Below are 13,666 nucleotides of genomic sequence, written 5' to 3'. Positions count from 1 at the left end.
GCTACCCCTACCGCCCCCGCAGCCGCCGTACCAGGATGCTCGCGTCCCCGCGGGACTCCAGGTCGGCCAGCACCACGGCCACCGCCTCCCGCACGATCCGCCCCCGGTCGACCGCCAGCCCGTGCTCACCCCGCAGCACCAGCCGCGCGTGCTCCAGGTCCATCAGCTCCTCGGCGGAGACGTACACGGTGATCTTCTCGTCGTGCCGCTCCCGCCCGCTGGGCCGCCGCGACGCCGCCCGCCCGCGCTTGCGGGACTGGTCGGCCGCCGCCGGACCGGGACCGTCGGGTCCCGCCTGCCGCCGCCCCGACCGGGACCGGGCCTCGCCGGCCTGCCCCGGCTCGGCGTCGGCCGCCGTGTGTTCCGCGCCCTCCCCGTCCCCGTTCTGGGCGGGTACCGACTGGGGCACGTCCTCGGTGCCCGCCGCGGCCGCTTCGTCGCTCTCCCCCGCGGGAGCCGGCACCCGGGCCTCACCGTTGGTCCCGCGCCGGGGAGTGGACGGCTGCAGCGCCATCCCCCCGGTCGTGCGGAACAGTTCGTCGGCCCCGGGCAGACTCACTCGGCGTGACACCGGGCGAGCACCTCCCTGGCGAGCTGGCGGTAGGCGGCGGCACCGACGGAGTTGGAGGCGTAGGTGGTGATGGGCTCACCGGCGACCGTGGTCTCCGGGAAGCGGACCGTGCGCCCGATGACCGTGTGGTAGACGTGGTCGTCGAACGCCTCGACGACACGCGCGAGCACCTCACGGCTGTGCACCGTGCGGGAGTCGTACATCGTGGCGAGGATGCCGTCGAGCTCCAGGTCGGGGTTGAGCCGCTCCTGGACCTTCTCGATGGTCTCGGTCAGCAGGGCCACACCGCGCAGTGCGAAGAACTCGCACTCCAGCGGCACGATCACCTTGTGCGCGGCGGTCAGCGCGTTGACCGTGAGCAGGCCGAGCGAGGGCTGGCAGTCGATCACGATGTAGTCGTAGTCGTCCATCAGCGGCTTCAGCGCCCGCTGCAGCGTCGACTCGCGCGCGACCTCGGAGACCAGCTGGACCTCGGCGGCCGACAGGTCGATGTTGCTCGGCAGCAGGTCCATGTTGGGGACCGCGGTCTTCAGCAGGACCTCGTCGGCCGACATGCCCCGCTCCATGAGCAGGTTGTAGACGGTGAGGTCGAGTTCCATCGGGTTGACGCCGAGACCGACCGACAGCGCGCCCTGCGGGTCGAAGTCCACGAGCAGCACGCGCCGGCCGTACTCCGCGAGCGCGGCACCCAGGTTGATGGTCGACGTGGTCTTGCCGACGCCGCCCTTCTGGTTGCACATCGCGATGATCTTCGCGGGTCCGTGGTCGGTCAGCGGGCCCGGGATCGGGAAGTACGGCAGCGGGCGTCCGGTCGGACCGACGCGCTCCCGGCGCTGCCGGGCCGCGTCGGGCGCGAGCGTGGCCGCGTACTCGGGGTCGGGCTCGTACTCGGCGTCGGGGTCGTAGAAGTGCCCCTCGGGCAGTTCGTCGTAGTCGGCGAGGTGGTTGTGGGGCGCGCCACTTCCGTCGCCGGCCATGGCGTTCACGTGATGACCATCCATGCTCTGGTGTGCTCTCCGGGCGGTCTGGGGACCCGGACCTTGGTGGGCTGCGAAGGTGCGCACAGCGACGGAGCCGACAGCCTCGAATCCCGCGGGACCCTGGCCCCGTGCAGGCATTCCTGGTTGACCACCCCCGGGAGAAAATGTCGACTCATTCACAAGTCGTCTTACCTCCTTGGTGACCAGGAAACTTCTAGACAAGGTCAGCGTGGCACCATGCCGACGGTTGGCGACTCTATGGCGTGTCGGCGGTCCGCAGCAACACAATCCGCCGGACCCGGCAGGATGTGTCGGCAATGAAACATCTCGCTGTCAAGGGCGTACGGCCGTCGCACAGCAGGTTTCACCGGTGTGCGAATCGGTCGAAGCGTTACGTTCGAGGCGAGTTGACCGAGAGTCGCGAAGTGACCATACACACATCCGGCCGGACCTTGTCGGGCAAGGTCCGGCCGGATGTGCGAGGTTGACGACCAGTGTTGACGAATCGCCTTTTGACTGACGGCGATTTGACGACTTGACCGGTCGCGAAGAGGACCGCTCCGGATCGGCGGGTCAGCCGATGAGCGACTCCAGCTCGACGTGCTCCAGGCCGTGCGCCTCGGCGACCTCGCGGTAAACGACCTTGCCGTCGTGGGTGTTGAGGCCCTTGGCGAGCGCGGCGTCGCGGCGCAGCGCCTCCGCCCAGCCGTTGTTGGCGAGGGAGACGATGTACGGCAGCGTGGCGTTGGTCAGCGCGTAGGTGGAGGTGTTCGGCACCGCGCCGGGCATGTTGGCGACGCAGTAGAAGACCGAGTTGTGGATCGGGAAGGTCGGCTCGGCGTGCGTGGTGGGACGCGAGTCCTCGAAGCAGCCGCCCTGGTCGATCGCGATGTCGACAAGGACACTGCCGGGCTTCATGCGGGACACCAGCTCGTTGGTGACGAGCTTGGGGGCCTTGGCGCCCGGGATGAGGACGGCGCCGATCACGAGATCGGCCTCCAGGCAGGCCTTCTCCAGCTCGAAGGCGTTGGAGACGACGGTCTGGATCTTCGTACCGAAGATCTTGTCGGCTTCCTTGAGCTTGTTGATGTCCTTGTCGAGCAGGGTCACGTGGAAGCCCATGCCGATGGCGATCTGCGCGGCGTTCCAGCCGGAGACGCCGCCGCCGATGACGACGGCCTTGCCGGCCGCCACGCCCGGGACGCCGCCCGGCAGCACGCCGCGGCCGCCGGCCGCGCGCATCAGGTGGTAGGCGCCGACCTGCGGGGCCAGCCGGCCCGCGACCTCGGACATCGGGGCGAGCAGCGGCAGCGCGCGGCTGGGCAGCTCGACGGTCTCGTAGGCGATGGCCGTGGTGCCGGACTCCAGGAGGGCGTCCGTGCACTCCTTGGAGGCGGCCAGGTGGAGGTAGGTGAAGAGGGTCTGGTCCTTGCGGAGGCGGTGGTACTCCTCGGCGATGGGCTCCTTGACCTTCAGCAGCAGGTCGGCGGTGGCCCAGACCTCGTCGGCGGTGTCGAGGATCGCGGCACCGGCGGAGACGTACTCCTCGTCCGTGATCGACGAGCCGAGGCCGGCGCCCCGCTCGATGACGACCTGGTGGCCGTTGCGCACCAGCTCGTGCACGCCGGCGGGGGTGATGGCCACCCGGAACTCGTTGTTCTTGACCTCGCGGGGGATACCGACCTTCACGTCGATCACGGTCCTTGGCTCAGGGGGTATGGGGGTGCATTACAAGACATACCCAGGCATGCAGGGGCACACCGGGAGACACCGCAGGAGAACGTGCGGCAGAGCCAGTCTAATGAAGGTGTTCTGCGTGTCTAGCCTTTCATTGCATCAATCTTCGTCGGATGCACTGCGGATTTCGCAGGCCTTCTCGGCCGATTCTGGCTCTGTGTCGCTCTCCGATGGCTCCTCGGCCAGCATGCGCTCGGCCGCAGCGCGGTGCAGCCGGGCCGCCGCGGGGTCGCCCATCCGCTCCAGGGTGTCGGCCACCCTGAGCTGCAGTGCGGCCAGCAGCCGGGCGTCGTCGGCGCGCCGCGCCCACTCCACCGCCTCCTGGCAGGTGCGCAGCGATTCCTCCGGCCGGCCCGCGTACTCCTGGACCCGGGCGACCTCGCTCAACGCCCGCGCGTGAGCGGCGATCTCGCCGTTCCTGCGGTATCCGGCCGCGGCCGCCCGCCAGCTCCGGAGCGCCTCGCCGTAGCGGCCCGCGTAGGTGTGCGCCGTGGCGGTACGGCCGTACAGCCGGGCGGCGTCGGCGCGCTCGTCCCGGGCCAGGCACAGGGCGAGGGCGCGGCCGAACCAGTCGGCGGCCCGGTCGTAGTCCGCCAGCTCCAGGTACGCGCCGCCTACGGATTCCATCGCGCGGCCGGTCGCGTACGGGTCCTTCGCCTCGCGTCCGGCCTCCAGCGCGGCCCGGTAGCGGGCGAGCGCGGCGCGGGTGCGGCCGGTACGGGCGTCCACGTCGCCCAGGTTCAGCAGCGCGGCGGCCTGTTCCCGGTGCAGTCCGCGGCGGCGGGCGACGTCGAGGACGAGCCCGTGGACGCCGTACAGGTCGGCGGCGGCGGCCTGCGTGCCGTGGTGCGCGACCATGGCCCTGACCAGCTGGGACAGCAGCCGGCGGGCGAGGGTGTCCAGCTCGCCGTCGGCCACCGCGAGCCGGGCGGCGGCCAGCAGGGCGGGACGGCGGGCGGTCAGCCAGTCGGCGGCGGCCCGGGGGCCGGGGAAGCGCACCTCGCGGGGCATGGCCGCGAGCTTCTCCCGGGCCTCGGGGCTGTCCGTCTCGGTGACGGCACGGCAGGCCTGCAGCAGCCGCACGGTCCGCTCCAGCATGCGGGCCCGGGCCAGCTGGAGCTCCCCGGGGCGGTCCCGGGTCTCGGCCAGCGAGCGCAGCAGGGGGTGCAGACAGCCGGGTACCTCGTACTGCGGCACGGGCGAGTCCACCGCGTGCAGCAGACCGAGGGCTGTGAAGTCGTCCAGTGTGGCGCGGGCGGCGCCGACCGAGCACCCGGCGAGCGCGGAGGCGGTGTGCGGGTCGACCAGGCCGGCCGGGGCCAGGCAGAGCAGACGCAGTATCCGGGCGGCCTGTCCGGACAGCTGGTCGTGCACGAGGCGGAAGACGCGGGCCAGCGGACCGGCGTCGGCGCCGTCCTCGTCGGCGGTGTGCAGGCGCTTGGCGAGGTCGGACACGGCCGCCTGGGGGCGGGTGGCCAGCCAGCCGCCGGCCAGGGTGAGGGCGGCGGGCCGGCCCTGGCAGGCCTCGGTGAGGCTCTCGGCGGAGCGTGGGTCGACCGTGATGCGGACCGAGCCGGTGTAGCGGGTGAGGAGTTCCACCGCCGACTTGGTGTCGAGGCCGCCGAGCGTGCAGGGGCGGACGTCGGGGATGCCGGTGAGGGGACCGGCGGAGACGGCGACGACCAGACAGTCCGGGGCCTCGGGCAGCAGGGCGTCGACCTGCTCGGCACCGGCGGCGTCGTCCAGCAGGAGCAGCGCCCGGCGGTCGGCCAGCGCGGTGCGCAGCGCCTCGGTCAGCTCGTCCTCGCCGGCCCCGGGCGGGGCGGTCACATCGAGGGCGGCGAGCAGCTCCCGGGCGGTGCGCTCGACGGGTACGGCGGTTCCGTCGGGCTCGCTGAGCCGGGCCCGCAGCACCCCGTCGGGGTAACCGTCCGCGACCTGCCGGACGAGTTCCGCGGCGAGGGCGGTACGGCCGGAACCGGGGCGTCCCGCGATGAGCAGCACGCGCGCGCGGGGTGCCTTGCGGCCGGAGAGGGTGTCCAGTCCCGCGCGCTCGATGTCGGCGCGCAGCTCCTTCAACTCCCGTGTGCGGCCCAGGAAATGACCCTCGGCGGCCGGTTCGCCCGACTGCCGTACGCCGTCCGTGTCCACCGCCTGATCCGTCACGGGCCACACTCCCGTCCCACCGCACGAGCAAGCCCGCCGGCGACCCCGGGTCGGGCATGAGGCAGAGCCTAGTTCACTCTCTGCAACGCCCCTGTCAGAGCACGACGGCGAGGACCGAAGACGACCCGATCGGATCAGCGAACCAACGGATCATAGGAACAAGCCTCAGCGGAGCGCCCCGTCAGGGGCGCGGGGCTGTGTCGATATGCGGCTCCGCCGCGTGGGCGCGATCAACCACAACGCACCAGCACGGCGCAAACGAACCGACCCCCCACGGCGCGCCGCGATCGTTCACTCCTGGAACGGCCGAGCCGGCCAAGGAGCCAACGCCGGCCGCAGTTCGGCCAAACCGCCGGAGGCCCTGGCCGAGACGAACGACATCACCCCCACCACCAGACACGTATTGTGCAGCTCCCCCGCCAGCACCAGCCGGACCACCTCGTCGACCGGCACGCGCGCGTACTCCATGTCGGTCTCCTCGTGCTCCGTCTGGAACCGCTCCCCCTCGGCCTCGGACAGGTCGCGCGCGAGGAAGATCCGTACGGCCTCGTCGCAGCCGCCGGGGCTGGTGTACACGTCGGTGAGGACCCTCCAGTCCTCCGCCTTGACGTGCGCCTCCTCGTACAGCTCGCGCTGGGCGGCGTGCAGCGGGTTCTCGCCGGGTACGTCGAGCAGGCCGGCCGGGATCTCCCACAGCTTGTGCCGCACGGGGTGGCGGTACTGGTTGATGAGCAGGACCCGGTCCTCCTCGTCGAGGGCGAGGACGGCGACCGAGCCGGGGTGGACCTGGTAGTCGCGGCGGGCGACGGAGCCGTCGGGCATGACCACGTCGTCCGTGCGGACGGAGGTCTTGTTCCCGGTGAACGGGGTCTCGGTCGCCCGGATCTCCCACTCCTCGGGAGTGTCCTTGATGGTCATGCCCAGTCCTTCCCCACGTGCAGAAAAAAGCCGGGGCCCACGCTGTTTGAATGCGCGCGCCCCGGCCACCGTACAACCGGTGTGTCAGTTGGAGTTCTTCCGCTCGACCGCGGCCTTGACGAGGCCCGCGAAGAGCGGGTGCGGGCGGGTCGGGCGCGAGCGCAGCTCCGGGTGGGCCTGGGTGGCCACCAGGTAGGGGTGCACGTCGCGCGGGTACTCCACGTACTCGACGAGCTTGCCGTCCGGGGAGGTGCCCGAGAAGAGGATGCCGGCCTTCTTCTCCAGCTCCGCGCGGTAGGCGTTGTTCACCTCGTAGCGGTGGCGGTGCCGCTCCTCGATGTACTCCTTGCCGTCGTACACCTCGCGGACGATCGAGCCCTCGGCCAGCTTCGCCGGGTACATGCCGAGCCGCATGGTGCCGCCCATGTCGCCCTCGCCGGCGACGATGTCGAGCTGCTCGGCCATGGTGGAGATGACCGGGTGGGCGGTGGACGGGTCGAACTCGGTGGAGTTGGCGTCCGTGATGCCGGCCAGGTTGCGCGCGGCCTCGATCACGATGCACTGCAGGCCGAGGCAGAGGCCGAGCAGCGGGATCTTGTTCTCGCGGGCGTAGCGGATGGCGCCGACCTTGCCGAGCACGCCGCGGTCGCCGAAGCCGCCGGGGATGCAGATGCCGTCGACGTCGCCGAGCTGGGCCTTGGCGCCGGCCGGGGTCTTGCAGTCGTCCGAAGTGACCCACTTGATCTTGACGCGGGCCTTGTTGGCGAAGCCGCCCGCGCGCAGCGCCTCGGTGACCGACAGGTAGGCGTCGGGCAGGTCGATGTACTTGCCGACCAGGGCCAGGGTGATCTCGTGGTCGGGGTTGTGGACGCGGTCGAGCAGGTCGTCCCAGGTCGTCCAGTCGACGTCCCGGAAGGGCAGGTCGAGCTTGCGGACGACGTAGGCGTCCAGGCCCTCGGTGTGGACGACCTTCGGGATGTCGTAGATCGAGCGGGCGTCCGGGCAGGCGACGACGGCGGCCTCGTCCACGTCGCACATCAGGGAGATCTTGCGCTTGATCGCGGTCGGCACCTCGCGGTCGCAGCGCAGGACGATCGCGTCCGGCTGGATACCGATGTTGCGCAGCGCCGCCACGGAGTGCTGGGTCGGCTTGGTCTTCAGCTCGCCCGAGGGGCCGATGTAGGGCAGGAGCGAGATGTGCACCACGAAGACGTTGTCGCGGCCGACCTCGTGCCGGACCTGGCGGACGGTCTCCAGGAACGGCAGCGACTCGATGTCGCCGACGGTGCCGCCGACCTCGGTGATGACGACGTCCACCTCGTCGGTCGCCATGCGCCGGATGCGGTGCTTGATCTCGTTGGTGATGTGCGGGATGACCTGCACGGTGTCGCCCAGGTACTCGCCGCGCCGCTCCTTGGCGATGACGGTCGAGTACACCTGGCCTGTAGTGACGTTTGCGGAGCCGTCCAAGTCGCGGTCAAGGAAGCGCTCGTAGTGTCCGATGTCCAGGTCGGTCTCGGCGCCGTCGTTGGTGACGAAGACCTCACCGTGCTGGAAGGGGTTCATCGTGCCCGGATCGACGTTCAGGTACGGATCCAGCTTCTGCATCACGACGCGCAGGCCGCGGGCCTTGAGCAGCATGCCCAGGCTGGAGGCGGTGAGACCCTTGCCGAGTGAGGAGGCGACACCCCCGGTGACGAAGATGTGCTTGGTCGTCGTGGCGGTGCTGTTGCGGAAAACATGCGGCGGCATGGCCAAGAGGGGGCTCCCGTGGTCGCTGTCTGTGATGCGGTGCGGCCGCCGGACCGGAGGATTCCGGGGGTGCCGCCGCTGCGGTTCGGGGGTTGGTCTCCCACCCGTCCACGGGCTACCAGGGTATCAGCGAAGCGGCGCGATGGCTTCCGGCCACGCTCCGCACACACGCCGGCACACGGCCGTACCGGGCACACGACCCTCACCCGGTGCTCACCCGTTCGGCCCACACGGGTTGCCCGGAGCGGCACGCAGATCATCTACGTGCGTCGTATCCTGCTCGGACACTCGCTGCCGAGCCCGGCCGGAAACGACGGCACACCCCCGCCTGCACCACCCGGAACAACGAGCGCGCGGCAGTTCGTTGAGCAAGGACTGTCGTTTTGCCTCAGGGCTCGGCGGGCTGCTTTGCTTCACCGCTCAACGACGCACAACAACGACCCCTTGACCGCACTAGCGACAGCCCCCGTGCGGGGGTGACGTGGCCGTTCGACTGGAGTTGCACGTGGCCGGGCGCATCGAAGACTACGCACTCATCGGAGACATGCAGACCGCCGCACTGGTCTGCCGGGACGGCACAGTCGACTGGCTATGCCTGCCCCGCTTCGACTCGCATGCCATCTTCGCCGGGCTGCTGGGCACCGAGGAGCACGGCTTCTGGCGGCTCGGCCCGGCGCACGCGGCCGACGCGCCGCCGCCCACGGCGGCCCGGCGCACCTACCGCGGGGACTCGCTGATCCTGGAGTCGGAGTGGGACACCCCGCGCGGCACGGTCCGCGTGACCGATTTCATGCCCCCGCGTGACGGCGCCCCGCAGCTGATCCGGATCGTGGAGGGCGTCACCGGCCGGGTGCCGATGCGCTCGGCCCTGCGGATGCGGTTCTCCTACGGCCGGGTCGTGCCCTGGGTGCACAAGCACGAGGGGCGCACGGTGGCGGTCGCCGGTCCCGACTCGGTGTGGTTCGACACGGAGGCGGAGACCTACGGCAAGTCGCTGACGACGTACTCCGACTTCACGGTCGCCCCGGGTGACCGGATCGCGTTCACGATCTCGTGGGAGCCCTCGCACAAGCAGCCGCCGGCCCTGCCCGAGCCGGAGCAGTCGCTGGAGGCGACGGAGACCTTCTGGCGCGAGTGGGTGGAGCACTGCACGTACCACGGGCCCTACCGCGAGGCCGTGGTCCGCTCGCTGATCACCCTGAAGGCGCTGACCTACGCCCCGACCGGCGGCATCGTCGCCGCGCCCACCACCTCCCTGCCCGAGGACATCGGCGGGGTGCGCAACTGGGACTACCGGTACACCTGGCTGCGGGACGCGGCGATCACCCTGTCCTCGCTGCTGCGCACCGGCTACCGCGAGGAGGCCCGCGCCTGGCGCGAGTGGCTGCTCCGCGCGGTCGCGGGGGACCCCGAGAACCTGCAGATCATGTACGGCATCGCCGGCGAGCGCGAGCTGGGCGAGGCGGAACTGGACTGGCTGCCGGGCTACGAGACGTCCGCCCCGGTCCGGGTCGGCAACGGCGCCGCGCACCAGCTCCAGCTGGACGTGTACGGCGAGGTCACCGAGGCGCTGCACCTGGCGCACATGACGGGGCTGGCCCGCAACGACTACGCCTCGCTGCTCCAGCTGAAGCTGATCCGCTACCTGGAGGACCACTGGCAGGAGCCGGACGAGGGCATCTGGGAGGTGCGCGGGCCGCGCCGGCACTTCGTGCACTCCAAGGTGATGGCCTGGGTCGCCGTGGACCGCACGATCAAGCTGATCGAGTCGGGTGACGCGGACGGACCGCTGGAGCGGTGGAAGGAACTGCGCGACGACATCCACCGGGACGTGTGCGAGAAGGGCTACGACAAGGAGCGGAACACCTTCACGCAGTCCTACGGCTCCCAGGAGCTGGACGCCTCGCTGCTGCTGATCCCCCAGATGGGCTTCCTGCCGCCGGACGACAAGCGGGTGATCGGCACGATCGAGGCGATCCAGCGCGAGCTGTCCACCTCGGACGGGTTCATCCTGCGCTATCCGACGGAGGGCCAGGACGAGGGCGTCGACGGCCTGCCGGGCGACGAGGGGGCCTTCCTGGCGTGCTCGTTCTGGATGGCCGACGACCTCGCGATGATCGGCCGGGTGGACGAGGCCCGCAAGCTCTTCGAGAAGCTGCTCGCGCTCCGCAATGACCTCGGGCTGCTGGCGGAGGAGTGGGACCCGCGGCTGAAGCGGCAGGTGGGGAACTTCCCGCAGGCGTTCAGCCATGTTCCGCTGATCGACACGGCGCTGCGGCTGACTGCGTCGGGGGCGTACGGGGGCTGAGGTGACGTCCCGCCCGGCGTGACCGCCCCATGTCAGGAACGTAGGCTGTAAGGCGGACAAAAGCCCCTTTTGGAAAGGGGGCGGCCATGGCTTCCCTCTCTAAGGCGGGTGCGGCCCTTGCCGCGCTGCGTCAGGATCTGGTCGGCGACGTGTTCGCCCCTGGGGACCCCGGCTACGACGAGGCCCGTACCGTCTTCAACGCGATGATCGACCGCCGCCCGGCGGTGATCGCCCAGTGCGCGAACGCCTCCGACGTCGTCCGCGCCGTCCGCTTCGGCCGGGAGCTGGACCTGCCGATCGCCGTGCGCGGCGGCGGGCACAGCGTGGCCGGCACGGCGCTGGGCGACAACGCGCTCGTGGTGGACCTGCGCCGGATGAACCAGGTGACCGTGGACCCCGCGGCCGAGGCCGCACGGGTCGAGGGCGGCGCCACGATGAGCCACCTGGACCGGGCCACCCAGCCCTACGGCCTCGCCACCACCGGCGGCCGGGCCTCCACCACCGGCGTCGGCGGCTTCGTCCTCGGCGGCGGCTCCGGCTGGCTGGACCGCGCCTTCGGCCTGGCCGTCGACAACCTGCTCGGCGTGGAACTGGTGACCGCCGACGCCGAGCGGGTGCACGCCAGCGCCGACGAGAACCCCGAACTGTTCTGGGCCCTGCACGGCGGCGGGGGCAACTTCGGCGTCGCCACCGCCCTCACCCTGAACCTGCACGAGCTGCCGCGGTTCTCCATCGCCCTGCTGCTCTGCCTGCCCCAGTTCGGCCCGGACGCGGTGCGCACCTTCCGCGAGGTCATCCGCGGCGGCCCGGACGAGGCGAGCGGCGCGGTGCTGTACGTCACCGGTCCGCCGGAGCCGTTCGTCCCCGAGGAGCTGGTCGGCAAGCTGCTGTGCGGGGTGCTGGTCACCTACGCGGGTGACGAGGAGGGCCTGCGGAAGCTGGCCGGGCCGCTGCTGGCGCTGCCGCACGAGGCGGAGATCGTCGGCCCGATGCCGTACGCGGACGTGCAGTGCATGCTGGACGATCCGCCCGGCCTCAGGAACTACTGGTCGGCGGAGTACCTGACCGGGCTGCCGGACGACCTGGTGGACCTGTACTGCTCGTGCGCCGACAGCATGCCCGTGCCGACCGGCACCCAGCACATCCTGTTCCCGCTGGGCGGCGCGATCGCGGCCGGCCCGCACGACTACCCGGTGCCCTACCGGGACGCGCCCTGGGCGGTGCACCCCTTCGGCATCTGGGAGGACCCGGCCGACGACGAGCGGGCCATCGCCTGGGTGCGGGACGTCCGCGCCGCCGTCCGCCCGTGGCGCAGCGGGGCCGTCTACCTCAACTTCATCGGCGACGAGGGCGGCGAGCGGGTGAGCGAGGGCCTGGGCGCCGGGAACCTGCTGCGGCTGGAGAAGGTGAAACGGGCGTACGACCCCGACAACGTGTTCCGCTTCAACCACAACATCCGGCCGGTCTAGCCGGGAGGTGTGCCGAGGGCGTTCGCGCAGGTAGCGTCCGCTGCATGGAGAGCGGTACGGAGAGCAGAGCGGGCGGTGGGTTCGACACCCAGGGCGCCGGGATCACCGTTCGGCGGGCGCTGGAGCTGCCCGGGCTGCGCAGTGGTCTGCCGGAGATCGTGGCGGGCGCCGACCGGCTCGGGCGGACCGTCCGCTGGGTGCACGCGGGCGAGGTGCCGAACATCGCGTCGCTCCTCAAGGGCGGCGAGCTGCTGCTCACCACCGGCTACGGCCTGGGCACCCGGCCCGCCGAACAGCGGGCGTTCGTCCGCACGCTCGCCGAGCGGGGCATCGCCGCCCTGGTGGTGGAGCTGGGCCCGCGTTTCGCCCGGCTCCCGGCCGCCCTCGTGGACACCGCGCGGGCGGCGGGGCTGCCGCTGGTCCAACTGCACCGCGAGGTGCCGTTCGTGACGGTGACCGAGGAGATCCACACCGAGATCGTCAACGGCCACTACGCGCTGCTCCAGCGGGCGGAGGAGGTCCACCGGCGGTGCACCGAGGCGCTGCTGGGCGGGGGCGGGGTGCCGCAGGTGCTGGGGATCCTGGCCGACTTCGGCGGCAACCCGGTGTTCCTGGAGACGGCGGACGGGCTGCTGCTGTACGCGGCCGGGTCGGGCCCCGAGGGCGCGGATCCGCTGCAGGTCTGGGAGGGGCTGCGAGGCCCGCACAAGGACGTGCCGCCGCCGGCCGGTTCGGTGCTGGTGGACGTGCCGGGCGGCGGTCCGGGGACGGCGGGCGCGGTACGGGCCCGGCTCGTGCTGCTGCCGGTGTGCGCGCCGCTGGCCCCGGTGCACCGGCTCGCCGCCGAGCGGGCCGCGGGCATCCTGGCGGTGGTGCTGATGCAGGCCCGGCAGGAGGAGGAGCTGGCGGCCCGCGGCCGGGGCGACTTCCTCACCGACCTGGCGGAGGGCCGGATCACGGCGGAGGACGCGCCGGCGCAGGCCAGGGTGCTGGGCTTCCGGCCGGGCGCCGGCCCGCTGCTGCCGGTGGTGATGCGGCTCGGCGACTCGCTCTCCCCCGGCGGGGGCTGGGCGGTGCTGGCGCGTGCCGTCGGCGAGGAACTGGCCGCGGTGGGCGTGCCGGTGCTGCTGGGCGTGCGGCCGGTGGAGGGCCGGGTACCGGTGCTGCTCGGGCTGCGCGCGGAGTCGGAGCGCTCCGCGGTCGCGGACCGGGTCGCGGCGGCGCTGCGGACGGGCGTGGAGCGGGCCGGGATGCACCGGCCCGGGTCCCCGCCGCCGGTGGTGGTCGTCGGGGTGGCGGGCGGCTGGGCGGCGGCATCGGCGGGGCTCCGGCACGCCGCGGAGACGGCGACGGCGGCCCAGGGGCTGACCGACCGGCCCTGGTACGACGCGCGGCGCCTGGACACCGAGCTGCTGCTGTGGCGGCTGCGCGACCATCCCGACCTGGCGGCGTTCGTGGACCGCGCGATCGGGCCGCTGCGGGAGCATGACCACCGCTCCAAGCCGCCGCTGCTGCCCACGCTGGAGACGTACCTGGCCCACGCGGGCCGCAAGGCGGAAACGGCCCGCGAGCTGCACCTCAACCGGCAGACCCTCTACAACCGCCTGGCCCGCATCGCCGAACTGCTCGGCACGGACCTGGAAGACCCCCAAACCGTCCTGGCCCTGAGCCTCGCCCTCCGGGCCCGCCGCCACGTCTGACGCTGCGCCGAGCCCGGTGACTGTCCAATGAGCCTGGACTGCCGCCGCCCCAGCCCCGACGCGTG

9 protein-coding genes are annotated in these 13,666 nt (G+C 71.9%); 3 read left to right on the top strand and 6 right to left on the bottom strand.

Annotated elements, in window-relative coordinates; genetic code table 11:
* Positions 1-7 precede the first annotated feature (7 nt).
* From DBP14_RS28185 to DBP14_RS28160, 6 genes are all read right to left on the bottom strand, one after another.
* The gene (locus DBP14_RS28185; RefSeq protein ID WP_164992421.1) at positions 8-571 is read right to left on the bottom strand and encodes a hypothetical protein; all 564 of its coding nucleotides are present in this window, start codon (positions 569-571) and stop codon (positions 8-10) included.
* Positions 556-1,689, bottom strand: coding sequence for a ParA family protein (locus tag DBP14_RS28180; protein WP_129309906.1), 1,134 nt, complete (start codon positions 1,687-1,689; stop codon positions 556-558). The genes DBP14_RS28185 and DBP14_RS28180 overlap by 16 nt, the downstream gene beginning before the upstream one ends.
* Before the next feature lie 435 nt (positions 1,690-2,124).
* Positions 2,125-3,249: an alanine dehydrogenase gene (ald, locus tag DBP14_RS28175; RefSeq protein ID WP_129309905.1), complete on the bottom strand. Its 1,125-nt coding sequence runs from the start codon at positions 3,247-3,249 to the stop codon at positions 2,125-2,127.
* A gap of 138 nt (positions 3,250-3,387) precedes the next feature.
* Positions 3,388-5,454, bottom strand: coding sequence for a tetratricopeptide repeat protein (locus DBP14_RS28170; RefSeq protein WP_129309904.1), 2,067 nt, complete (start codon positions 5,452-5,454; stop codon positions 3,388-3,390).
* 291 nt (positions 5,455-5,745) lie between these two features.
* Positions 5,746-6,372: an NUDIX hydrolase gene (locus tag DBP14_RS28165; RefSeq protein ID WP_129309903.1), complete on the bottom strand. Its 627-nt coding sequence runs from the start codon at positions 6,370-6,372 to the stop codon at positions 5,746-5,748.
* A gap of 84 nt (positions 6,373-6,456) precedes the next feature.
* Entirely contained in the window at positions 6,457-8,124 is a 1,668-nt protein-coding gene (locus DBP14_RS28160) for a CTP synthase (protein WP_129309902.1), read from the bottom strand.
* 505 nt (positions 8,125-8,629) lie between these two features.
* Between DBP14_RS28160 and DBP14_RS28155 the strand changes: the two genes are divergently transcribed.
* From DBP14_RS28155 to DBP14_RS28145, 3 genes are all read left to right on the top strand, one after another.
* Positions 8,630-10,432, top strand: coding sequence for a glycoside hydrolase family 15 protein (locus DBP14_RS28155; protein WP_129312131.1), 1,803 nt, complete (start codon positions 8,630-8,632; stop codon positions 10,430-10,432).
* A gap of 86 nt (positions 10,433-10,518) precedes the next feature.
* Positions 10,519-11,901 carry an FAD-binding oxidoreductase gene (locus DBP14_RS28150; protein WP_129309901.1) on the top strand — a complete coding sequence of 461 codons (1,383 nt, stop codon included), beginning with the start codon at positions 10,519-10,521 and terminating at the stop codon, positions 11,899-11,901.
* Positions 11,902-11,945: 44 nt separating this feature from the next.
* Positions 11,946-13,601, top strand: a complete 1,656-nt coding sequence (locus DBP14_RS28145) for a PucR family transcriptional regulator (protein ID WP_129309900.1) — start codon at positions 11,946-11,948, stop codon at positions 13,599-13,601.
* The last annotated feature ends 65 nt before the right edge of the window (positions 13,602-13,666 follow it).

Origin of the sequence: Streptomyces sp. L2, from assembly GCF_004124325.1 — a bacterium.
GTDB lineage: Bacteria > Actinomycetota > Actinomycetes > Streptomycetales > Streptomycetaceae > Streptomyces.
Note: the sequence above shows the minus strand (reverse complement) of the source record. Positions and strands in the feature narration are given on the sequence as shown.